This window comes from Vreelandella arctica (assembly GCF_037070215.1).
GTDB lineage: Bacteria > Pseudomonadota > Gammaproteobacteria > Pseudomonadales > Halomonadaceae > Vreelandella > Vreelandella arctica.
Window position 1 is genome coordinate 27104 of record NZ_JBANSN010000019.1, and the last position, 21151, is coordinate 48254.

Sequence of the window (21151 nt, forward strand, 5' to 3'; positions counted from 1 at the left end):
GGCCTCGTTATCGAGTAGGGTGAGGCGTTACCGCCTCATCCCTCTCACAGAACCGTACATACGGGCCTCGTATACGGCTCATGCCATTAACTTACCCCGAACTCGGGGACAGTGATGCCCGTTTTGATCTTCGTTAAGTCCATCAACTTCAGATCGTCATGCAAGTAGGCGCTGGGGATCGCCAGATGGGCCAGCGGTGACGCCGCGTTACGCCAGCTTTGCATCTTGATGTACTTAAACGGCGGGCGGTAGCCCAACTGTTTCAGCCTTCGATGCAGCCGACTCGGCTTCTTCCACTGCTTGAGCTGGACGCAGCGGAGACGCCGCCTGACCCAGCTCATCACCTGTTTCAACACCCGTGCGCAGTTCGCTACCCGGAAGTAATTGGCGAAGCCACGGAGTACAGGATTCAGTTCGCGGATGATCACCGCAAGCCCTGCACCTCGATTGCGCTTCGTCAACGCTTTCACCTTCTGCTTAAGTTTCACCACCTTCTTTTCCTGGATGCGGGTGTACTTGGTGTGGATCACCACCCCCAGGAACTTGATCCCCTCGTCGCTGTGCGCGATGTGGGTCTTGGTGGTATTGACTGTCAGCTTCAGCTCACCTTCCAGATAACAGTGGGCTGCCCTCAACGCATTCTCCGCTCCAGCCCGTGAGCTGCACAGGATCAGGATATCGTCCGCGTAGCGGACGATTCGATGACCCCGTGCCTTCATGAACTGGTCGAAGGCGTCCAGGTAGACGTTGGCGATCAGCGGACTGATCACGCCGCCCTGGGGGCTGCCCAGCGCCGTCTCTTCAAGGTGGTGCCCCACCATCACGCCGCTTTCCAGGCACTGGCGCAGCAGCGACAACACACTGCCGTCCGTGATCCGTTGGCGGAACTGGCGGATGATCAGGTCGTGGTTTAACGTGTCGAAGCATTTCGACAAGTCCATATCCACTACCCATTCACGCCGGTAGCGGCGCACGAACAGCTCCGCCTTGCCAATGGCATGGTGGCCACTGCGTCCCGGACGATACCCGTAGCTCGAGGGATGAAAGTCCGGTTCGAAGAGCGGTTCGATGATACTGCGTAATGCCTGTTGCACAACCCGGTCTCGAACCGTGGGAATACCCAACAGACGTTCACCGCCGTCATCCTTGGCGATGGCAACCCGCCTGACAGGCTGCGCTCGATAGCGCTTTTCCTTCAGTTCGAGGAGCAGACACGACAGCTCCACCTCCAGATTCCCCTCGAACGCACTCAGGCTCTGCCCATCGATTCCGGCCGCACCTTTGTTGCGCTTGACGTGTCTGAAGGCTTCATACAGGCGCTGCTTTGACAGCAACTGCCCGTAAAGACTGTAGTATTTCCTCATGCCTGCTCATCTCTGTGATGACGGCTCCGATCGTCGGTCTGGCTACTGGTCTGTTTCAAACGACCCGTCCGGGTACTAGCGCTTGGCAATCTGCCGCCACGGTGTCGTTCTACTCCCTCGTTCAGAGAAGGACGAAGCCACTGTGTTCCCACCGCACCTCGACCCACTTCCCTGCCCCGTCGGACAGCTTGTGAACGCAGCGTCCACCTTCGGATCAATATCCGTCGTTCTCATTAATGACTTCCGCCCTTCGCATCCGACCAAGGCTTTTGGCCTTGCCCAGTCCACTGAACCTCCGCCAGCGGTCGATCCGGTTTTGTCCTCCACGCTGTTACCAGGCTTCACAGGCCGGAACTTCCTCACTACTACGGCATCATCTGCCACCTCACACCCGACCCGCTCTTGGCTTTCACCTTGACGCGTGCCTTCCAGACAAACTGGATACGGTGCCAGGCTTCCCCGGTTACTGCACCGGCTCCCTGTTAACGATGCCACCCTCAAACACAGCACAGGCCTGACTGAGTATCGGGCGTCGCGCTATTTTGCACGCTTACCCACCTGTGCTGCCGAAGCAGGTTCACTTGCGTTGTGTACCGTTAACACCCTATGGCTTCCTTCAGACCCCACCGTTGGCCAGTGGCGCCCTTGCCAGTCGGGTTGTCTTCCCCTCAGTCGGGGTGACGACACCTTCTTTCAGGTGTCCGAGGTTGCCGGCTTCGCCGGGCAAACAAAAAAACGCTAATTGTACTCGCGTTTTTAGCCGTTCCGATGGCATGGCTAATTGCTAATGACCATACCGCACGTGAAGCGTCAGATCTTAGCGTTATTGGTAGCGGAACGCCGGTCGCCGTTCAAATTCATGACCATAGTTGCCCACTTTGCCAACGATTAAAGGCCAACGCTGAAAGTGCATTAGCCCAAATGGAGGCTCCACCGGCTTGGCGTATTGTGGATATCAACACCACAAAAGGCGCCGACTTCGCCAATCAGCATGGTGTAAGCCATGTCACGATATTGCTATTTGACGCTCAAGGACAACACCAAGAAACCATACAGGGGGTCACGGGTGTTAACGCGCTACGCGACTCATTTGAACAGCTGAACGCATCGAGCCGCTAGGGTTGTTTGAAGATCTGTATTACAAATTGTGTCAACGCCTCCATTTGTAAGGAATTTAGTTTCAAAGGCACCGAACGTTAGGCGATGACTGAACGCCGACCAATACTCGTGAGAGGGTTACGCTATGATGATGTGCCGAGAAGCAACGCGTTTAATGTCGCTCAAACAGGATAGAGCGCTCACCTTTCGTGAAAGCACCGCGCTACGATTTCATCTATCAATGTGCGGAGCCTGCCGTACCTGTGCCCGCCAGTTTGACCTGCTACATAAAATCGGCCGCCACCATCCCGACATACCTCGTGCATCAAACGATAAAGGTGACCGTCATGGCTCGCATTAACCGTATAAATGCGGTCTTGATGACAGGAGCTAGTTTTTTCAGTTCACCGTTTCTTGTGGGTGCGGCAATCGCCCAGGAAGTACATTTCACCCCTAACCAGATCATGACCTGGCCCACCCGCAGTTTTGAGGGTGAAACCCGATACACTGTCGTTGAGAAATCAGGCCGTCGGGTGCTGGAAGCCGAATCCCAAGGACAAGCGTCAGCCCGCTACCTTGAACGTGAAATTGACCTAAATGAAACGCCCTATCTGCACTGGTGCTGGCAAGTAAGTAAGACCTATCCGGGGTTGGACGAAACCACTAAAGCGGGTGATGACTACCCCGCTCGCGTTTATGTTGCGCATAAAACGGGGCTCTTGCCTTGGCAGGTGGAGTCGGTAAATTATGTGTGGGCTTCCACCCAGCCCCAGGGTGCTACTTGGCCCAACGCCTTTACGCAACGCGCGCAGCTAATAGCCCTCCAAAGTGGGGAGCAGCGTGTTGGTGATTGGGTAGCTGAGGTGCGCGATGTACGTGCCGATTTCGCAGAACTCTTTAGCAACTCCCCCAGCTATATTAATGGCATTGCCTTAATGAGCGACGGCGATAATGCAGGGGGTAACGCAACGGCTTGGTTTACCCATTTAGGTTTTTCAAGCACAAAAGATGCCCCCACCTGCCCTCAGTAAATGTATAAGCTGGCCTAAAAGCCTCAACACCTTTGCATCTCAAATTAAGACTGAAGTGGCTATAGTTTCCCGGACACACAGACGCAGGTAGTATCTCCTGCTTATAGAGGTGTGTCATGACTCAGAAGAAAACCAATTCTTATACCGACGAATTCAGAGAAGGTGCCGTCAAACTGGCGATAGAATCGAATCAGCCAGTTGCCCAGTCCGCCCGGGAACTGGGGGTGAACGTCAATACACTGCATACCTGGATCAATAAATTTCACGGCGAACCACCGCCAGGCTCCGGTAAGCAGGTAAATGACGTGCATCTGTATGAGGAGCTAAAACAGCTGCGTCGTGAAAATGCCCGACTCAAGGAGGAGCGGGAACTGTTAAAAAAGGCGGCAGCCTTCTTCGCCAAAGAATCACGCTGAAATACACCTTTATCATGCACCATCAGAGCGAATTCAGCATCGCTCTGATGTGTCGGGTGTTTGACGTTTCTCGAAGCGGTTATTACGAGTGGCAATTACGGCCGCCCAGCTTGAGAAACCAGCGAGATGAAGCGTTGAAGGCCAACATTCATAAACACCATCAAGCCAGCCGAGCGACGTATGGGACGCGACGTCTCCAGCAGAAGCTGTCTGAAGAGAATGAATCCGTCAGTCGGCGTCGCATTGGTCGATTAATGCAGGAGGAAGGTTTGGCGTGCAAAACAAGGCGCAAGTTCAGGGCAACGACGAACTCGAAACATGATAAACCCATTGCTCCCAACCTGCTGGATCGACACTTCACCACGGAGAAGCCCGATCAGGCTTATGTGGGGGATATCACCTACATACCGACGCGGGAGGGGTGGCTTTACCTGGCGGTGTTTATCGACTTGTATTCGCGCGCTGTCGTAGGTTGGTCAATGGATAGTCGCATGCCGACCTCGCTGGTCAATGATGCGCTCACCATGGCGATTTGGAAGCGTAGGCCTAATGCCGGATTACTAGTGCATAGCGACCGCGGAAGCCAGTATGCATCGGACAACTTCCAGCAGCTGCTGACGCAACATGGTTACCGGTGCAGTATGAGTCGTAAGGGAAATTGCTGGGATAATGCCCCGTCAGAAAGCTTCTTCCACACGCTAAAGACGGAACTTGTTCACCATGAAGACTTCAGGACGCGGGCTGAAGCGAAGCAAGTCATCTTCGAGTATATCGAAGTGTTTTATAACCGGGTGCGGCTGCACTCCAGCAATGGCTATATGAGTCCAGTGGACTATGAGTCAGCGCTACCAGTAGCTGCTTAGAAATATGTCCGGAAGACTGTTGCCACATCAGACATTATTAAAGACCTTTTATGGATCTATATCACTCCTAAGAATCCTGCTCACGGGATCACTTTGACGCCGATAGAAGTATTGTTTATTTCCCCACCTTACCTTGGCTGTGCAGCCCCTTGCACGCTTAACCTTGAAACCGCCCAACGCATCGGCTCGGTGGGCATGATACATAGGGGGTAAGGATACAAGCCATATGACTGAAACAGTCTCGAAAATCTCACAACAACGACATTGGCTGTCAGTCGTAAGAGGATATATCGCATGTATCATGCGGATGTGAGCTCTATGTCATCACAGGACAAAATTTTTAATTCGTGGGAATCCTGTGAGAAAACCAAATCGTGTTCGTTGGCTGCTGAAAGACCGGGTTTACCACTTACTCCGGATGCTCAAAAAAGCCTAAAACGTTACTGTTAAATTAATCAATATAATCATAAAGTTATGACACAATAGAATGATACAAGCTACGCTAATGCTATGGTGAAAACCACACAAGCTCCCCTAGCGCGTCAGTTACGTAACCTTGCTTTCCTTCAACAACGCATTTTCGTGTTCCAGTTCGTCAATGCGAGCATTCTGCGCCACTACAATACTCTGCAGTTCCGAGCAATCCCTCCTGAGCCTGGTGACGAGTTTCGTAGACGACGTTCTGGTCTTCATATATTTGGACTTGTGGGGCGTCGCAGACGGCCGCTCCGCATATGCTGTAATCTCCTTGTACAGTCTTGGGTAGCGATCCTTACGCAGGCTTGAAGGCGGTTTCTTAGCCTCCGCGGCAACATTGGTGAGGGTGACACGGGAGCCCTTTGTCAGCTCTTGGGGGCAGTCGTTCTTCAGTCTCTCGAACGCAGCCCGCAGTTCCGTCTCAGCGGTCTGTGGACGTGGCATGGAAATAAACCTCGATAGCTTCGTTCTCGGCTTTCAGCTTTGAATGCCTGGGCGTGTTCTCAAGCAGATTCTTCAACTCCTCGGCATTCCCGTTGTAAAGGGTCTGGAGACGCTCTTCATTTCGTTTGGAGAAGATCGCGTCCTTACAGGGGGCCTTGCCATCAACGCCAGCGCAATGCACTGCTGATTCAACCCCACCGTAATTGCAGCTTTGTGTCATGCAAAAGCCGAGCAAAGTGGGCCTCGCGGCAATCGCGCCTTTCTTTGCAAGGGACTCCAGTTTCTTATGTTCCTTCTCCTTAATGAGCTTCAGGGTGTCATCTGCTATCAAGTTTTTCCCCACGGGATGCACGCAATCACCCAAAGAGTTCTCAGCTGCTTCTATCAGTATCCGTGTTGTTGTCCTGTAGCTCTCCACCAATACCGTCTCCGTAGCATTGCGATTTACCGTCAGGTGCGTGTGATTGCGACCATAGTAGTAGCTTTGGTTGGCGGTCCGGTGCTTCATCATCCACTGAATGATGGATGCATCGACGTCTGAAACAAAGAGATTGACTGCCAGAGTACGGCGCAACTGGTGAGCGCTGAATGACCAAACACCACCGACTTTGAACCAGTCCTTTTCGGTCAACCGAGGAGTCAGTTGATAAGCAATTTTGTAGTCCTCCTCCGTAATCGTCAGCTCGTTTAAATCGAACGTCAGGGGATGTGATGTCACAAAACTGTTAAGGGTCCAGTGATTTACTCGGTAAGCATTAAGATGCTGCCAAGTCTCTAGTGTGCCGACCATCAGGTATGGGTTTTCATTACCGTATTGTACGGTGGGTTCAAGCGAGTTACTTAGACGCATCCTCCCTAAAGTCTTTAAAATATCGATAGCCCGCTTAACCTGCAGAGGTACGACCCAGCGCGCGTCGCTATCAGGGTCTGTCTTCGTGGTTTCGCCGACCAGCATCGCTACCTTGCCGAGAATAGGATCATCGTCAGTAACAAAACAATCGAACCGGAGATCCAAACCTTCACCTAAGCGCTGAATGCTGTGTGCGAGTATGTAGGTGAACGCGCTATTCCGGACGAGGTTTGCGTAGGCTGTCAAAACCAAAAGCTCGTACCTATCACTGGGCACGTACCCAACCTCTTGATTCAACAGCTCAGCAAGGCCGCGATCCTGAATAAATGCTGAAACGCCTTTTGAATAAACCCTCCTGGCTTTTCTTCCAGGCATATCGGTGCTTTTGGAGCGAGGCCTCTCGAACGGGCTTTTCTCGCTGTAACCACTCTGGATGTTGTGACGGTATGCTTCAGAGACCCAGGTCCACGCGTCCACGAACGCGGATTGGTGCTGCTCAAAAGAACCCATGGTGCGCTCTAATGAACGAACCAGGGTCATCCAGATCCTCGGTGGTATGTAAGCACTCTGTGTATTTATGTGAGGAATCTGGTGTACCGCAAGCCGCGAGATGAAGTCCTCGTCAGCGATCTTCCAACCCAGCGTACTCTCTACTCTAAGCAAGGCTCCAAAGATAGTGATCAGTAATTGCTGTTGGTTTGTAGTAAGAGCCTGAATCAACGGCTTCGCCAATTGAGGAAATCGGTATAGTTGGTCAATCGTGATGCCTTGCTTGTCAGCAAACTGACAAAAGCGACCCAGAACACTAAAATAGGATGTTATAGAGCCCACTTTCCCTGGAAAAAGCTTCATGTGGTAGAGGTAAAGAAAGATCACCTGCTTTAGCAGTGCTTCGTTCTCAGAGGTAAGGCCCCGGAAACCAAAATTAAAGCCAAAACATCCATAAGCACTGAAGTCCCAATAGACATCAGAATACTTCGATAACGGGTTTCCGTCGCTATCGACAGACACGCAAAAATCATTCGGCGGGGGAAAAGTCGGTGGCTGGTAATTGCTCAGCTTCGTTGTCTCAAGTGGCGATACTGGATTTCCGCAAAACCTGAGCATTGGAGCGTTCATTTGGCCTCCCAGAAGGCGATGATGTTCTTCCACGTGGGATGATAGTCACCTTCCTCTATACGCATCTGCGCCTCGCTTACCCAGCGGCGCGACGTTTCATTGCGTTCTTTGAAAGCTTCTAGTTTTCCTGAGATGCGTTCGATCACTTGGTCAGCGGGTATCTCACGCTTAATCGGTTGCGCCGCCTCAATTAACTTTAGTCTCCTGAACGATTCAAGCGACCACACGTAGTCTTTCGACTCTATGTCTCGATGCTTGCTGCACCAAAGGCAACCTGACTCATGAATGCAGTCGGGATTCGTTACACCTGCTGGCTTGTCACCTGTGGCTTCTGGCTTGCCATTGCAACCACCATTGATCAAGCTTACCGGCTCCTTTTTCCAAAAGTGCGTTAACGCGGACATGGCTCGCTGCTGCGAGGGTTTTTCGTAATTCTGTTTGAACGTCTCCCTAGTGTGCTGGGCCATTTCCGCGCTGACGTCAGGATCGCCAACGATGCGATCCAAAAAATTCACTCTTGTTTTTCGGGTCATCTGCGGTGGCATCCACGGAATTCCAGCCCGAGCACAGCATTCTCGTATACAATCGTAGTGAATCCGGCCGAGTGACCTACTATTCTCCGAGGCGATAGGAAACAGGTAAGGATCGTCAGGGAAAAAGAAATCAATAAATTTGATGAAATCCTTTAGGCGCGGCCTGTAATCATCGTAGATCGGGAAACTTACAGCGCCGTGCTTTCTTCCTTTACGACTAGTCACGTACCACTCACTACTACCCGCTGATTTGAACTTCAGGCCTTGGCGCTCAATGCGTAGTGCGGGTGTGACGTTGATCCCAGTCTGGTACACAAAGATCACTAACTCAGCGAGGACTCGCAGGCGAAGGAGCCAGCCGCGGTACTGATTGAGAATGTCGGTTGGTTCGCAAAGTTTGCGTGCGATTTCTGGCGTATAATGTTTGTCATTCCCATCAATCGCAAGCTGGTAGCGCGGAGGCATTATCTGAACCGCCTGCTCTGTCCCGTCGGGCCTCACCGTGTCCATGATGATTGGTAGCTTTCCGTAGATAGCCTTGATTGTCAGAGCATTGCTAAGATCAACGCAAAAATACCCAAGTGCTTGTGCATCGCCCAAATTTTGTTTCTCAGCTGAGCGGCTGACGGAAGTCATACGAGGCCACTTGTACGCCTTGCTAACTCTCGAACTATGTTTTAGCCCATCATAGGGTGCTCTGTTCAAAATCGACGATAGGCAAACAGCTAACCGCTGCATATGCCCATACGCAAATGATTGCTCTATCTCCTTTGCCACCCAAGCCTGTCGATAGATGTGTTCGTCGTGCTTAAGAAAAGCAGCTTCGATCGAAGCGCTCTCATGAGTAAGATCAAAGCCAACACTGTCTACCCACTGCATGAATTTCGAAATACTGCTAACACAACCGTAGATTGTCGCAGATGACTTGCGCTGCGCCACGCACCCATTGGAGTAATCTGTCACTGCCTGGACAAAAGGCAGGCGAGTTTTAACGGCGCCCTCCCATGTTTGCTCGGTTGCGTTCTTGTAGAACCATCGGGCGTCTTTGTCAGAGGCGCCTTTCACCAGCCACCGACTCAGGTCGGTCCAGGCCCCATCGATACCGTTAATTTTTAGCTGTTCTGGTTTTTTCACGATTTATCGCCTAGCAGCTTGAAGTTGGGCCCCAAGAAACGCTCGGTGAAGACTTTGTTTGCCTTTGCAGCAGCCTTCGTTTTCTTCAAGAACTTTATATAGCCCCAAGTAGTCTTTTCATCCTTGTGCATGAGCCAGTCTTTTACTTGCTCGATGGCATACGCATCGCTCACCGACATATAAATGCGAGCCAGTTCAGTACCACACGTCGCTCTGCATTGGTGAAACTTGAGGTCATGAAACTGGGTGTGCCCATCGAATCAACGCATCCCGCAGGCTCTTCATGGCAACATTGATGGCCTCTGCGCTGTATGGCTTACCATCTTTTGTGAGGAAGACCAGCGACTTATTCTCCTTCGATGCCTTCGCCTGTCGGTTAAGCCTGGTGATATTGGTTTCAGCGTAATCGAGAATGAACTTATGAACCGGCGTAAGGAAACGGAGATAGCCAGACACACTAAATTTTGTCTCGATACCCGTGCCTGGACCGGCCGCCACAAGCATTACCTGCTTGTCATGAGGATCAGGGGTTGCGTTCTTCAGATTCTCAATGCGCAGTGTGCGAATTGAGCCAATACGCGCTCCAACAAAGAAGCCAATGACAAACATCGCGAGCAGAGCTTGGTTCTGCTCGCTTTTATTATTCTTTAGGTAATCAAGTAGTGTGTCTCGATCATCAGAAGTCAGCGGTAGAAGGCCTCCTTCAACGGTCGTTACGTTTGCCTTTCGGTGTGAAATTCTTAGGTCAGTAGTCCACACACCAACCGTCCGCTGAAAGCCCGTGCTATTGAAAAAGGCGACAGAGACCTGCTGATCTTCCCAAAGTTTGAGGCGTTTATCGATGAGTCCCTTTGCCTTTGCCCACTTATAGAAATTGACGACGGCATTCATTCGTCGCGAGGGCACGCCGCTAGTGCCACTAGAATTGTCGATCAGATGGCCTCTGAATCGATCTAAACAACGATCCTCACGCCTGAGGGGAAAGTTCAACCAATGGAGACCGTTTGCTTCTAGCCAGCTTGCGTATGCATTCAGGTCACTGGCGTTGCTTCGTAGCGTTGTGGATTTGACCGCTCTCTCAGCGAGGTAGAGAAAGACCTCCCACCACAGCTCGCCATGGTCCCACCAAATGCTATACCTAGTTTTTGGTTTTCTGGATGCATCTGGAAACCACTGGCCGTCATTAAGGCGAATGTGGTGTTGATCATCATAAGACATTATGTAGGCCAAAGTGGGCACCCGCCTGCTTGATACTGTTTTCATATTCAGTATCTAGCTCGACGCCTTTTTGTCAAATATTCTGTTTTGTTATTCCCTTATGTGTCGTTTTGTCAACACAGCAACTTATGGGTAAGCCATATGCCCTGCCAGGTGCCCAGCGCTAGGCGACCGTCACGCACGGCCAAGGTGAGCTGAGTGCCCAGCAGGCTGGCGGCCACGTGGGCTGGCATATCATCAGGGCCTTCCAGCGTATGGCGAAAATAGGGCAAGTCTTCCGGCACCAGGCGGCGCAGAAAGGCATCTAAGTCGTGGCGCACATCCGGGTCAGTGTTCTCGTTAAGCGTTAACGAGGCGGAGGTGTGCATCAACTGAAGGTGCAGCGTGCCAATATGAACATCGTTTAAACACGGCAGCGCCCTGGCCACGTCATCGGTAATAAGATGGAAACCGCGCGCCACCTCGGGTAAATGAATTTCTTGTTGGCACCACATAAACACTCCTGTGTTTGCTATCTCATTAGCGACACGTCATCAGCGTGTCCTTCTTATATGGCAAAATGACGACAGAATGTAACGTCTGATAGTACACAACATAGCCGATCGCCAAAGACTCATCGCCAAGGAGCGCTTAAATGAAACATTTGCTAGGAAGCAGCGTCATCAGTATGGCTTTTCTTACCGGCTGCACCGGCATTCCCGAGGGAACCGAGCCGGTTAGTGACTTTGCATTAGATCGCTACCTGGGCCAATGGTACGAGATAGCGCGCCTGGACCACTCATTTGAGCGTGGCCTTGATTGCGTCACCGCCACTTATAGCCTGCGCGATGACGACGGCGTACGCGTGATCAACCGTGGCTACAACCTGGAAGAGCAAGTGTGGGATGAAGCCGAAGGCCGCGCCTACTTTATTGATGATAAAAATGTGGGCCGTTTGAAAGTGAGCTTTTTTGGCCCCTTTTACGGCGGCTATAACATTCTTGAACTCGACGATGACTACCAGTGGGCGCTGGTAGCGGGACCTAACCGAGACTACCTATGGATGCTCTCGCGTACACCGGAAATGGATAGCGCGACGGAGTCCCGCCTGCGCCAGCGTGCAGCGGAGCTGGACTTTCCTACCGATGAACTGATCGATGTCGCCCAGGGCGAAGCCTGCCCTAATCGCTAGTCAGGAAGACTCCGGCAGCGCCGATACCCGCCCCGCCATTTCCTGCTGAACAAAGGCAATAAAAGCACGCAGCCGGGCGGGCACATGCCTGCGCTGCTCATAGACCGCATAGAAGTCCGCTCGTACACTCTGCCAGCCAGGCAGCAGTTCAACTAACGCGCCACTGGCAAGGTGCTCGTTTACATCCCACCAAGAGCGCAGCATCACGCCATGGCCGTCCAACGCCAAACGGGTAATCACCTCACCATCATTGCTGGCTAACCGGCCACTGACTTTTACCGTTTGCTCCTTTTTGGACGGCTCGCTGCGTTCAAAGCGCCATAGCGGAAAATCACTGTCGTTCTCACGAATGACTAGACAAGCATGCTGCTGCAAATCAGCCGGTGTCTGAAGGGGCGACGAGTGAGCGATATAGCCAGGCGATGCGCAGAGTATGCGTCGATTCGCTAAAATGCGTCGCGCGACTAAACGCGACTCTGGGGGTTCACCCACACGAATGCCGATATCAAAGCCGTGATCGCTTAGGTTGAGCGGAAAGTTGGTGAGCTCTAGCCAGCCCTCCACCTCAGGGTGCTCAGCACAAAAACGCGATAGTAACGGCGCAATATGACGGCGGCCAAAGCCAAACGTGGCATTAACACGCAACCGACCACTAAGGGCTTGGTTGGAACGCTCACCCAGGGAGCTCTCCAACTCGGCAAGCTCATCCAAAATGAGCGTGCCACGGGCAAGGTAGCGCTCGCCCTCCGCCGTCAGCGTCAACCGCCGAGTGGTACGGGCGGCCAATTCGACCCCCAAACGCGCTTCTAAAAGTTTCAGCCGCTTACTCACGGCGGAGAGCGATAGCCCCAATTCACGGGCGGTTGCCGTTAAGCTGCCTGCCCGTGCCAGGTGTTGAAAAAACGCCAAATCATCCAGTTGTGCCATACACCCCTTAGCCACTCTTCACTTTTACGCAACAATAGCTTGAATAGTAGCCTGATTATCTCCACCAAAATAGCCGCTACACTCTATTCAGTACTTACCAGACCTAGTACTTACCAGACCTAGTACTTGCCAGACCCAGTACTTGCCAGCAATTGTCAGCCACTAACAAGAGAAGGAAGCACCATGGCTCATCGTATCGCCATTATCGCCGGCGACGGCATCGGCACCGAAGTCATGCCCGAAGGCATTCGTGCCCTCGAGGCAACCGCCAAGCGTTTTAATATCGACCTTGAGTTCACTACTTTTGAGTTTGGTAGCTGCGACTACTACCTCGAACACGGCAAGATGCTGCCGGATGATTGGTTTGAGCAGTTAAAAGGCTTCGATGCACTGTTTTATGGCGCAGTCGGCTGGCCCGATAAAGTACCTGACCATATTTCCCTATGGGGCTCGCTGCTGCAGTTCCGCCGCCAGTTCGATCAGTACATCAACCTGCGCCCCTGCAAGCTGATGCCCGGCATTAAAAGCCCGTTGGCAGGCCGCGAACCCGGCGATATCGATTTCTATGTAGTGCGTGAGAACACCGAAGGCGAGTACTCAAGCGTTGGCGGCAAAATGTTTGAAGGCACCGACCGTGAAGTGGTGATTCAAGACACGGTTATGACCCGCACCGGCGTGGACCGTGTATTGAAGTACGCCTTTGAACTGGCTCAAACCCGCCCGCGCAAAAAGCTTACTTCTGCCACCAAGTCCAACGGCATTTCCATCACCATGCCGTACTGGGACGAGCGCGTCGTCGAAATGGCGAAGGGCTACCCTGAGATCGCGGTGGATAAATTCCATATCGATATTCTGACCGCCAATTTCGTCCTTCACCCAGACTGGTTCGATGTGGTCGTGGGCAGCAACCTATTCGGCGATATCCTTTCCGACTTGGGCCCCGCCTGCACCGGCACAATCGGCATTGCCCCATCAGCCAACATCAACCCAGAAGGCCACTTTCCCAGCCTGTTTGAGCCGGTACACGGCAGCGCACCGGATATCGCTGGTAAAGGCATCGCCAACCCTATCGGCCAGATCTGGTCAGGTGCCATGATGCTTGAGCACCTTGGCTACAAGGAAGCCGGTGATGCGCTGGTAAGCGCCATTGAGGAAGTGTTGAGCGCAGGCGACAGCCAAGTTCTCACCCGCGATGTGGGTGGCCAAGGCACAACGCAAAGCTTAGGCAAGGCAATTGCTGACGCTATTACACGCTGACGTTCATCTGCTATAGCGATTGTCTGCCCGGCTGAGTCCAACCGGGCAGACAATGTATGTTTTTTACACGCCTATGTTCTACATTTGTCCTGAAGGTGAAGAAAACGTCAGTTTCACTTCGCTCGTAACAACATCAACAAACAAACTCAGGATAATGCTATGAAACTTGGACGCCGTCAGTTTCTCTCGGCAACGGCCGCTCTGGCCGCAGTCGGTACTTCCCCCCAGCTGTTTGCCATGCAGGCCCCGCCAGGGTCCGCTCCCGCTCGCTACCCCATTGATGCCTGGAAAGTTGAGGATCAGCGCTTCAGTGACTACATGATTTTTAATAGCCCGCTGGAGCGCCACTGGAGTGGCGGACTATGGACAGAGGGGCCGGCCTGGAATGCCGTGGGCCGTTACGTTGTGTTCAGCGATATCCCCCGAGCCAAGCAGATGCGTTGGGACGAAGCGACTGGCCAGGTCAGCGTTTTAAGAGACAACGTTGGCCACTCTAACGGTAATACCTTTGATCACCAGGGCCGGCTAATTGCTTGCGAACACTACCCTTCTCGGGTGTTACGCTACGAGTGGGATGGCAGCACCACGGTGCTTGCCGAGCGCTATCAAGGCAAGCCACTCAATGCTCCCAATGACGTGGTGGCGCTCCCGTCGGGTGGTGTGATCTTTACCGATCCCGGTTACGGCGCCCACTTCGACTATGAGGGCAAGAAGCGTGATCTGGAACTTGAAACCGCTATCTATTACGTCGATGACAGCCTTGATGAACCTATCCTGCTGACCGACGATATTTTTAAACCCAACGGTATTGTACTAACACCGGATGGCAAGGGTTTCTACGCCAGTGACAGTGCCCCCACCCATTTTGACGAGCCCGCGCGAATCATTCGCTGGTCGCTTGGCGAAGATGGCAAAAGCGTCAGTGACCGCCAAGTGGTCGTTACCAGCGAAGATACCATTTTCGACGGTATGGCCTGCGACATGGATGGCAATATCTGGTCGAGCGCCAACGGTGGCGAAGGTATTGATGGCGTCGTGGTTTTCTCGCCGGAAGGCACGCTGCTGGGGCGGGTTTTGCTGCCTGAAGTCTGTTCCAATGTATGTTTTGCTGGTGCGAATCGTAACCGGTTATTTATGACCGCCAGCCAATCCGTTTACACCATTTACACCGCGGCACGCGGCGCCTAGCAGTGTCGATATCACCCATAAAAAAGCCTCGCTGGACAATGCCAGCGAGGCTTTTACGTTATGAACTACCACTTCATCAGCTGGCTAGTTTAGCCGCTGTCTTGGCGACTAGCTCACCCTGGAAACGAGCAATTTTGAGCTCGCGCTCATCGGGCTGGCGAGAGCCATCGCCGCCAGCAAGGGTCGCAGCGCCGTAAGGCGTGCCGCCGCTCACTTTGGAAATATCGAACTGCTCTTCAAGGCCATAACCAATCGGTACAATGATCATTCCGTGGTGAGCCAACGTGGTCCACGTAGAGGTAATGGTCATTTCATCACCACCGCCCGTACCGGTAGACGTAAACACGCTGGCAACTTTGCCGCGAAGTGCGCCGTTAGCCCATAGGCCACCGGTTTGATCCAGGAAAGTACGCATTTGCCCGGTCATATTGCCGAAGCGGGTTGGCGTACCGAAGATAATCGCATCGTAATCAGCGAGTTCTTGCGGCGTAGCTTCCGGCGTATCGTAATCCTGCTTGCCGCCTGCGTTTTTAAAGGCTTCCGCGGGCATGGTTTCAGGTACGCGCTTAACGGTGACTTCAACGCCGCTGACGCTTTTTGCGCCCTCTGCAACGGCGTGCGCCATCGTATCGATATGACCGTACATGGAGTAATAAAGTACCAGAACCTTTGTCATGGATATCTCCTTAGCGATGTGTGGCTTATAAGTAACTTAGCAGTGCGTTGGGCTTTCTCAATAAACAGTACCCACAACATAGCGCACTCAAGCGTAGATAAAAGCGAATGTTTTCGTCTGCGGGCATCGATTTCATCGACGAACGCCAGCTTGCACTTTGCGCAAACCCCCACTAGCTTTGGTCTTGCCTACCTAAACGTATCCAAGGAGTCTGGAATGACGATTTTTGAAGCCCTGCGCAAGGATCATGATATTCAGCGTGATCTGCTTGCCCGCTTGATTGAGACTCATGGAGATAGCGACGAGCGCGACTCACTCTACAAGCAAGTGAAAAAAGAACTGCATGGTCATGCCGCAGCCGAAGAGCGCGCTTTCTACATCCCGCTGATGGAAATGGATTTGACCCAGGAAAAGGCTCGTCACAGCGTGGCCGAACATCATGAAATTGATGAGCTTATAGAACTTCTCGATGAAACCGACTACAGCGCCACTAACTGGCTGACCCATGCTAAACAGCTACAGCATTTAGTGACTCACCACCTTGATGAAGAAGAGCAGGAAGTGTTCCAGTTGGCTGGCCGAGGCCTACCAGACAACCAAAAAACCTCCCTTGCCAGTGAGTATCAGCAGGAAATGGAGCGCCAGCGCTCAGCGTAACTCGACACGCAGCTTGAAAAAGCGCTCATGCATCGCATGGGCGCTTTTTTTGATGCCAGTTCCCTTATGCTTTTCACGAATACGCTGGGCTTTTACATGCGAACGACCTAGTGTCTTGTGACATACGGTTAGCGTGGTAATGCTAGGCTCACTTTTTATAACGACAACGACACTAAAAACAGAGACTAAGGAGCTGACAATGCTAGGCCAATGGCTCGACTGGTCGCTTGACGGGCAGCTCCCGGACAAAAAGCAAGGCGTCTTCCCAAGCGGTAGCTACCACTTGTATGCACCGGGCGTTTTGGAGCTCACACCGAATACGGCAAGCCACGCGGCCCACGCGTGCATTTTTTCAGCGGCTATCCACGGTAATGAAACCGCGCCCGTTGAACTGATCGGTGAATGGCTCAGCCGCCTGGAAGCCGGTAGCGCCATACTTGGCGCGCCCGTGCTGGTCATCCTTGGGAACCTACCCGCGCTTAAAGCACAGCAGCGGTTTATGACCACTAACCTGAACCGGTTGTTTAAGCGTGAATTACGCGCTGAAGGCGAAGAGCCGGAACGCGCCCGAGCATTAATGGCCGCCGTGGATAACTTTTACGCCCGCCATTCAGGGCTACCCAAACTGCACTACGACCTACACACCGCCATCCGGGATAGCCGTTATCCCCGCTTCGTTGTCGAACCATTTGCCGACTCCTCTACCGACGCTGAGCAATGGGGGTGGCTCGCCGCTGCGGATATGCAGGCGGTGCTACACCAACATCAGCACAGCTGGACACTCTCCCACTACAGCAAGCACTATCACGCCGCCCAGGCCTTCACGTTTGAATTGGGCCGCGTGGCGCCCTTCGGTCAAAACGATATGGCGTCTCTAAAACCTATGTGTGCCCTGCTCACAGCGTTAAGTGAAGGGCACTCCCCGGCCCACCAGCCAGCCTCGCAAATGCAGTTTTTTAAGGTACAGCATGAGCTGATTCGCCACTCAGATGATTTTCAGCTCTGTTTTGCCGAAGACACGGCCAACTTCAACCGTTTTGAGCCTGGCACGCTGCTGGCGCAAGATGGAGAAGCTGGAGAGTTCCGAGTGGGTGATACGCCCCTTCACGTGGTCTTCCCTAACGCCAATGTAGAAGTGGGTGCCCGCGCGGCACTGTTGGTGGCACCGGTTACGTAGGGTTAAGCGTTAAGGCGCTCCTAAAGACCCTTCTAACGTTAGAGAGATTGACAATAATAATGGTGAGGCGACAACAGGCTGCTCGGCGTTGATACAACTAACGTCGAATGTTTAATGTGATAAGTAGGGCGCGCATTATGCGTCCAGCCTGATAGAATCGCCCCTTTTTTCGCGCCAGCCGCATCACAGCCCGTTATTGATAAACTACCGCTGATAACCCGTTGCTGCGGCAACTCTGTACTGGAGCCAATGTTATGGCCGCTACGCCTACTCCCCTTGAAGTGCGTAATATTAAAAAACGCTTTGGCGATACGGAAGTTCTGAAAGGTCTCTCACTGCAAGCCCAAAAGGGCGACGTGATTACCATGATTGGTGCCTCTGGGTCGGGTAAAAGTACTTTTTTGCGCTGCATGAATTTGCTTGAACAGCCCGACGATGGCGACCTCATTGTCCACGGCGAACCGATTCGTTTTAAAACCACCAAGCATGGTCGCGAGCCCGAAGATTGGAAGCAGGTGGTGCAAATGCGTGCCAAGCTCTCCATGGTTTTCCAAAGCTTCAACTTGTGGGCCCACATGACGCTGCTGGAAAACATCATTGAAGCGCCGATTCATGTACTGAAAAAACCCAAAAAAGAAGCCCTGGAACACGCCCACGCCCTGCTCGATCGTGTGGGATTAAGCGCCCGTGCCAACGCCTACCCGGCACAGATGTCCGGCGGCCAGCAGCAGCGTGGCGCCATCGCGCGCGCACTGGCGATGGACCCGGAAGTCATGCTATTTGACGAACCCACCTCCGCCCTCGACCCAGAGTTAGTAGGTGATGTGTTGAAGGTCATGCACGGGCTGGCCGAAGAGGGCCGCACCATGGTCGTGGTCACCCACGAAATGAGCTTCGCCCGAGATGTTTCCAGCCAAGTAATCTATCTTCACCAAGGCCTAGTGGAAGAAGCGGGACCGCCGGATCAAGTGCTAGGCAACCCGCAATCACCGCGCCTGCAGCAGTTCCTGGCACCTAAATACTGATCCGCGAGGCTCACCATGATTGATTTGCAAGGCTATGGGCCCCGGCTGTTAGAAGGGGCTGGCGTCACTGTTCAATTGGCGGTGCTATCGTTAATTTTAGCGATTATTTTAGGATTACTGACCGCCAGCGCAAAAATGTCGCGCAGTTGGTTGTTAAAGCGAACCGCCACGGTGTACACCACGCTCATTCGTGGCGTACCGGATTTGGTGTTAATGATGTTGCTGTTTTTTGGCGGCCAGATTGGTGTCAACGCCATCAGCGACATGCTCTATTACAACTACGACATCGATATTTATATTAACTTCAACGCCTTTGCCGCGGGTGTGCTTACCATTGGTTTTATCTTTGGTGCCTACATGGGCGAGACCTTTCGCGGCGCCTTTATGGCCGTGGATAACGGGCAGATCGAAGCAGGTAAGGCTTATGGCATGAGCAGCGGTCTCGTCTTTCGCCGTATCCGCTTTCCGCAAATGATGCGGCATGCCCTGCCTGGGCTGTCGAATAACTGGATGGTACTGCTCAAAACCACTGCGCTGGTATCCGTGATTGGGTTAACCGACATGGTACGCGTGGCCGCTGAAGCCTCTCGCGCCACCCACGAGCCGTTCACCTTCCTGATCCCGGTCGCCGTGGCTTACCTATTGATCGCCAGCGTCTCCGAATGGATTTTTGCGCGGCTGCAAAAACGCTACGACATCGGCTTTGGAGGTCAGTGATATGCTCGATATTTCCGCTTGGTTCAATGACCTACTCGCTGGCAATACCATTTTTACCGCCGATACGCTGGGCTACTATTGGGAAGGTTTAGTCACCACCACCCAATTAGTCTTCTTATCACTTATCGCCGGGCTAATACTTGCCGTGCCACTAGCGATCATGCGCAGCTCCAAACATAAATGGATTAGCCTACCGATCTATTTTTATACCTACGTATTTCGCGGTACGCCGCTGTTGATTCAGCTCTATATCATCTACTACGGCGTGGTGTTTATTGACGGCATTCAAGACACCTTTTTATGGCCAGTGCTGCGCGAAGCGTTCTATCCGGCCTTAATCGCCTTTACGCTCAATACCGCCGCTTACACTACCGAGATCTTCCGCGGCGCGATTAAAGCCACCGCGCAAGGCGAGATCGAAGCTGCCCGCGCCTATGGCATGTCGCAGAGCTTGATGATGCGACGGATTATCTTACCCAGTGCATTTCGCCGTGCCCTGCCCGCTTACGGCAATGAAGTAATCTTTATGCTACACGCCAGCGCAATTGCCAGCGTGGTCACCTTGATGGACTTAACCGGCGCCGCGCGCTTTGTCTATGCGCGTTATTACGCCCCTTTCGAAGCTTTTCTGTTCGTGGCTGCCATTTATTTATGCTTAACGTTCGCGATCCTGTTCTTTTTCCGTTATTTGGAGAAAAAACTGTTAGCGCACCTAAATTCATAAGTATGCCGCCAAGACCGTTAATCATGAAAAAATGATGAAACCGTCAAACAAACGTTGGTTCACTGGCATGTAAGCTCTTTTCGTCAGCGCCAACCTGGGTTAGTTTAATTGTCGGCTAACAACTATTTGTCAGTTAAAAACGGGGATCACATTCTGGTGAGTCCGCTTTTCTATGGAGATAGCTATAATATGAAAAAATTACTAACTCTTTCACTACTCGGCTTAGCAGTAGCGGCCGCCTCCTCAGCACAAGCACGTGACTACGACAACGTCCGTATTGGCGTTGACGTTCCATACGAACCGATGGAATTCCGCACCGCTGAAGGCGAGCTCACCGGCTTTGATATCGACCTGGGCAACGAGCTGTGCGACCGCATGGGCGTTACCTGTGAATGGGTCGAGCAAGCATGGGATGGCATCATTCCAGGGTTAATGTCTCGCAACTACGACGCCATTATGTCGTCCATGACGATCAATGAAGAGCGTCGTGCGCAAGTACTGTTCTCAGACCCCTACATCACCATGCCGTCAGCCTGGTTCGCCGCCAGCGACCTGGGTATTAGCGAAGCCACCACAGAAACGCTGGAAGGCATGACGATCGGCGTTCAACGCGGCACCCTGCAGGACAACTACGTTACCGACAATTTCAGTGACGTGGCTGACATCAGCCGCTACTCCACCGCCGATGACATGGTGCTGGATATGGCCGCCGAGCGCCTGGATATCGTTTTCCTTGACTTCCCGATTGGCCAATCGACCCTACTGGAAAGCGACGAAGCAGAATACGTCGTCGTAGGTGAGCGCATTAGCGAGCCGAAAGAGTACTTCGGTGACGGCTTTGGTATCGCCTTCCGTCAGCGCGACGAAGCACTGGCTGAAAAATTCAACGAAGCACTCGCTGAAGTGCAAGAAGACGGCACTTACGACGAAATCTATACCCGTTACTTTGGTGAAGAAGACGCTGAGTAACCGCTCTCTCCTCCCCGGCGTAAGCGCCGGGGAGGTATTGGTTTTCCAATCCCCCAAGTAACCTCTCAGACAGTCTCCTGCATACCTCCTCTCTCTTCTCTCTGACGCTGAATTCC

The 21151-nt window shown here is 52.7% G+C and carries 22 protein-coding genes; 13 read left to right on the top strand and 9 right to left on the bottom strand.

Translation table 11 applies throughout. The features are described from left to right. Nucleotides 1-86: 86 nt before the first annotated feature. Nucleotides 87-1364 carry a group II intron reverse transcriptase/maturase gene (gene ltrA / locus V8L70_RS15715; protein WP_101146757.1) on the bottom strand — a complete coding sequence of 426 codons (1278 nt, stop codon included), beginning with the start codon at nt 1362-1364 and terminating at the stop codon, nt 87-89. 768 nt (nt 1365-2132) lie between these two features. On the opposite strand from ltrA, the gene V8L70_RS15720 reads away from it, so the two are divergent. From V8L70_RS15720 to V8L70_RS15735, 4 genes are all read left to right on the top strand, one after another. After that, entirely contained in the window at nt 2133-2483 is a 351-nt protein-coding gene (locus V8L70_RS15720) for a thioredoxin domain-containing protein (RefSeq protein WP_336270103.1), read from the top strand. 130 nt (nt 2484-2613) lie between these two features. Next, nucleotides 2614-2823: a zf-HC2 domain-containing protein gene (locus tag V8L70_RS15725; protein ID WP_281372587.1), complete on the top strand. Its 210-nt coding sequence runs from the start codon at nt 2614-2616 to the stop codon at nt 2821-2823. Further along, a complete protein-coding gene (locus V8L70_RS15730; protein ID WP_336270104.1) occupies nt 2810-3493 on the top strand; it encodes a DUF3047 domain-containing protein in 684 nt (227 codons plus the stop codon). Before V8L70_RS15725 ends, V8L70_RS15730 begins: the two co-directional genes overlap by 14 nt. A 116-nt stretch (nt 3494-3609) precedes the next feature. Continuing rightward, nucleotides 3610-4772 (top strand): IS3 family transposase gene (locus V8L70_RS15735; RefSeq protein ID WP_336270105.1). Its coding sequence is split into 2 segments (ribosomal slippage): nt 3610-3883 and nt 3883-4772, totalling 1164 coding nucleotides; the frame shifts between segments, so codons are not numbered across the junction. A 546-nt stretch (nt 4773-5318) separates the two neighbouring features. Here the strand turns inward: V8L70_RS15735 and V8L70_RS15740 are convergent. From V8L70_RS15740 to V8L70_RS15765, 6 genes are all read right to left on the bottom strand, one after another. Further along, entirely contained in the window at nt 5319-5693 is a 375-nt protein-coding gene (locus V8L70_RS15740) for a hypothetical protein (RefSeq protein WP_336270107.1), read from the bottom strand. Next, nucleotides 5671-7662 carry a hypothetical protein gene (locus tag V8L70_RS15745; RefSeq protein ID WP_336270108.1) on the bottom strand — a complete coding sequence of 664 codons (1992 nt, stop codon included), beginning with the start codon at nt 7660-7662 and terminating at the stop codon, nt 5671-5673. The genes V8L70_RS15740 and V8L70_RS15745 overlap by 23 nt, the downstream gene beginning before the upstream one ends. After that, nucleotides 7659-9329, bottom strand: coding sequence for a hypothetical protein (locus V8L70_RS15750; RefSeq protein WP_336270109.1), 1671 nt, complete (start codon nt 9327-9329; stop codon nt 7659-7661). Before V8L70_RS15750 ends, V8L70_RS15745 begins: the two co-directional genes overlap by 4 nt. Continuing rightward, a complete protein-coding gene (locus V8L70_RS15755; protein WP_336270110.1) occupies nt 9326-9508 on the bottom strand; it encodes a hypothetical protein in 183 nt (60 codons plus the stop codon). The genes V8L70_RS15750 and V8L70_RS15755 overlap by 4 nt, the downstream gene beginning before the upstream one ends. Nucleotides 9509-9563: 55 nt before the next feature. Next, nucleotides 9564-10547, bottom strand: coding sequence for a hypothetical protein (locus V8L70_RS15760; protein WP_336270111.1), 984 nt, complete (start codon nt 10545-10547; stop codon nt 9564-9566). 113 nt (nt 10548-10660) lie between these two features. Beyond that, the gene (locus V8L70_RS15765) at nt 10661-11041 is read right to left on the bottom strand and encodes a secondary thiamine-phosphate synthase enzyme YjbQ (RefSeq protein ID WP_336270112.1); all 381 of its coding nucleotides are present in this window, start codon (nt 11039-11041) and stop codon (nt 10661-10663) included. A 140-nt stretch (nt 11042-11181) separates the two neighbouring features. On the opposite strand from V8L70_RS15765, the gene V8L70_RS15770 reads away from it, so the two are divergent. After that, nucleotides 11182-11718, top strand: a complete 537-nt coding sequence (locus V8L70_RS15770) for a lipocalin family protein (RefSeq protein WP_336270114.1) — start codon at nt 11182-11184, stop codon at nt 11716-11718. Here V8L70_RS15770 and V8L70_RS15775 read toward each other — a convergent pair whose 3' ends face one another. Next, on the bottom strand, nt 11719-12645 hold the full coding sequence (locus V8L70_RS15775; protein ID WP_336270115.1) for a LysR family transcriptional regulator: 927 nt from the start codon (nt 12643-12645) through the stop codon (nt 11719-11721). It lies immediately after the preceding gene. Between the two features lie 183 nt (nt 12646-12828). Here V8L70_RS15775 and V8L70_RS15780 point away from each other — a divergent pair, with 183 nt between their 5' ends. Both V8L70_RS15780 and V8L70_RS15785 read left to right on the top strand, forming a co-directional pair. Further along, nucleotides 12829-13902 carry a tartrate dehydrogenase gene (locus tag V8L70_RS15780; protein WP_336270116.1) on the top strand — a complete coding sequence of 358 codons (1074 nt, stop codon included), beginning with the start codon at nt 12829-12831 and terminating at the stop codon, nt 13900-13902. 159 nt (nt 13903-14061) lie between these two features. After that, a complete protein-coding gene (locus V8L70_RS15785) occupies nt 14062-15090 on the top strand; it encodes an SMP-30/gluconolactonase/LRE family protein (RefSeq protein ID WP_176302012.1) in 1029 nt (342 codons plus the stop codon). A 76-nt stretch (nt 15091-15166) separates the two neighbouring features. On the opposite strand, the gene wrbA is transcribed toward V8L70_RS15785, so the two are convergent. Beyond that, on the bottom strand, nt 15167-15766 hold the full coding sequence (gene wrbA / locus V8L70_RS15790; RefSeq protein WP_008958954.1) for an NAD(P)H:quinone oxidoreductase: 600 nt from the start codon (nt 15764-15766) through the stop codon (nt 15167-15169). A 216-nt stretch (nt 15767-15982) separates the two neighbouring features. On the opposite strand from wrbA, the gene V8L70_RS15795 reads away from it, so the two are divergent. From V8L70_RS15795 to V8L70_RS15820, 6 genes are all read left to right on the top strand, one after another. Continuing rightward, entirely contained in the window at nt 15983-16423 is a 441-nt protein-coding gene (locus V8L70_RS15795) for a hemerythrin domain-containing protein (RefSeq protein WP_176302011.1), read from the top strand. 199 nt (nt 16424-16622) lie between these two features. Continuing rightward, the gene (locus V8L70_RS15800) at nt 16623-17600 is read left to right on the top strand and encodes a succinylglutamate desuccinylase (protein ID WP_336270120.1); all 978 of its coding nucleotides are present in this window, start codon (nt 16623-16625) and stop codon (nt 17598-17600) included. Between the two features lie 254 nt (nt 17601-17854). Further along, on the top strand, nt 17855-18625 hold the full coding sequence (locus V8L70_RS15805) for an ABC transporter ATP-binding protein (protein WP_336270121.1): 771 nt from the start codon (nt 17855-17857) through the stop codon (nt 18623-18625). A gap of 15 nt (nt 18626-18640) precedes the next feature. Continuing rightward, nucleotides 18641-19342, top strand: a complete 702-nt coding sequence (locus tag V8L70_RS15810) for an ABC transporter permease (RefSeq protein WP_336270122.1) — start codon at nt 18641-18643, stop codon at nt 19340-19342. A gap of 1 nt (nt 19343) precedes the next feature. Further along, entirely contained in the window at nt 19344-20066 is a 723-nt protein-coding gene (locus V8L70_RS15815; protein WP_290700368.1) for an ABC transporter permease, read from the top strand. A gap of 189 nt (nt 20067-20255) precedes the next feature. Next, nucleotides 20256-21035: a transporter substrate-binding domain-containing protein gene (locus V8L70_RS15820; RefSeq protein WP_290700371.1), complete on the top strand. Its 780-nt coding sequence runs from the start codon at nt 20256-20258 to the stop codon at nt 21033-21035. Nucleotides 21036-21151: the final 116 nt, after the last annotated feature.

Coding starts and splice junctions, on each gene's coding strand:
- V8L70_RS15800 (WP_336270120.1), top strand. CDS start 16,623: ATGCTAGGCCAATGGCTCGACTGGTCGCTTGACGGGCAGCTCCCGGAC.
- V8L70_RS15780 (WP_336270116.1), top strand. CDS start 12,829: ATGGCTCATCGTATCGCCATTATCGCCGGCGACGGCATCGGCACCGAA.
- V8L70_RS15725 (WP_281372587.1), top strand. CDS start 2,614: ATGTGCCGAGAAGCAACGCGTTTAATGTCGCTCAAACAGGATAGAGCG.
- V8L70_RS15795 (WP_176302011.1), top strand. CDS start 15,983: ATGACGATTTTTGAAGCCCTGCGCAAGGATCATGATATTCAGCGTGAT.
- V8L70_RS15820 (WP_290700371.1), top strand. CDS start 20,256: ATGAAAAAATTACTAACTCTTTCACTACTCGGCTTAGCAGTAGCGGCC.
- V8L70_RS15765 (WP_336270112.1), bottom strand. CDS start 11,041: ATGTGGTGCCAACAAGAAATTCATTTACCCGAGGTGGCGCGCGGTTTC.
- V8L70_RS15805 (WP_336270121.1), top strand. CDS start 17,855: ATGGCCGCTACGCCTACTCCCCTTGAAGTGCGTAATATTAAAAAACGC.
- V8L70_RS15755 (WP_336270110.1), bottom strand. CDS start 9,508: ATGTCGGTGAGCGATGCGTATGCCATCGAGCAAGTAAAAGACTGGCTC.
- V8L70_RS15730 (WP_336270104.1), top strand. CDS start 2,810: ATGGCTCGCATTAACCGTATAAATGCGGTCTTGATGACAGGAGCTAGT.
- V8L70_RS15810 (WP_336270122.1), top strand. CDS start 18,641: ATGATTGATTTGCAAGGCTATGGGCCCCGGCTGTTAGAAGGGGCTGGC.
- V8L70_RS15815 (WP_290700368.1), top strand. CDS start 19,344: ATGCTCGATATTTCCGCTTGGTTCAATGACCTACTCGCTGGCAATACC.
- wrbA (WP_008958954.1), bottom strand. CDS start 15,766: ATGACAAAGGTTCTGGTACTTTATTACTCCATGTACGGTCATATCGAT.
- V8L70_RS15740 (WP_336270107.1), bottom strand. CDS start 5,693: ATGCCACGTCCACAGACCGCTGAGACGGAACTGCGGGCTGCGTTCGAG.
- V8L70_RS15785 (WP_176302012.1), top strand. CDS start 14,062: ATGAAACTTGGACGCCGTCAGTTTCTCTCGGCAACGGCCGCTCTGGCC.
- ltrA (WP_101146757.1), bottom strand. CDS start 1,364: ATGAGGAAATACTACAGTCTTTACGGGCAGTTGCTGTCAAAGCAGCGC.
- V8L70_RS15720 (WP_336270103.1), top strand. CDS start 2,133: ATGGCATGGCTAATTGCTAATGACCATACCGCACGTGAAGCGTCAGAT.
- V8L70_RS15770 (WP_336270114.1), top strand. CDS start 11,182: ATGAAACATTTGCTAGGAAGCAGCGTCATCAGTATGGCTTTTCTTACC.
- V8L70_RS15775 (WP_336270115.1), bottom strand. CDS start 12,645: ATGGCACAACTGGATGATTTGGCGTTTTTTCAACACCTGGCACGGGCA.
- V8L70_RS15760 (WP_336270111.1), bottom strand. CDS start 10,547: ATGTCTTATGATGATCAACACCACATTCGCCTTAATGACGGCCAGTGG.
- V8L70_RS15745 (WP_336270108.1), bottom strand. CDS start 7,662: ATGAACGCTCCAATGCTCAGGTTTTGCGGAAATCCAGTATCGCCACTT.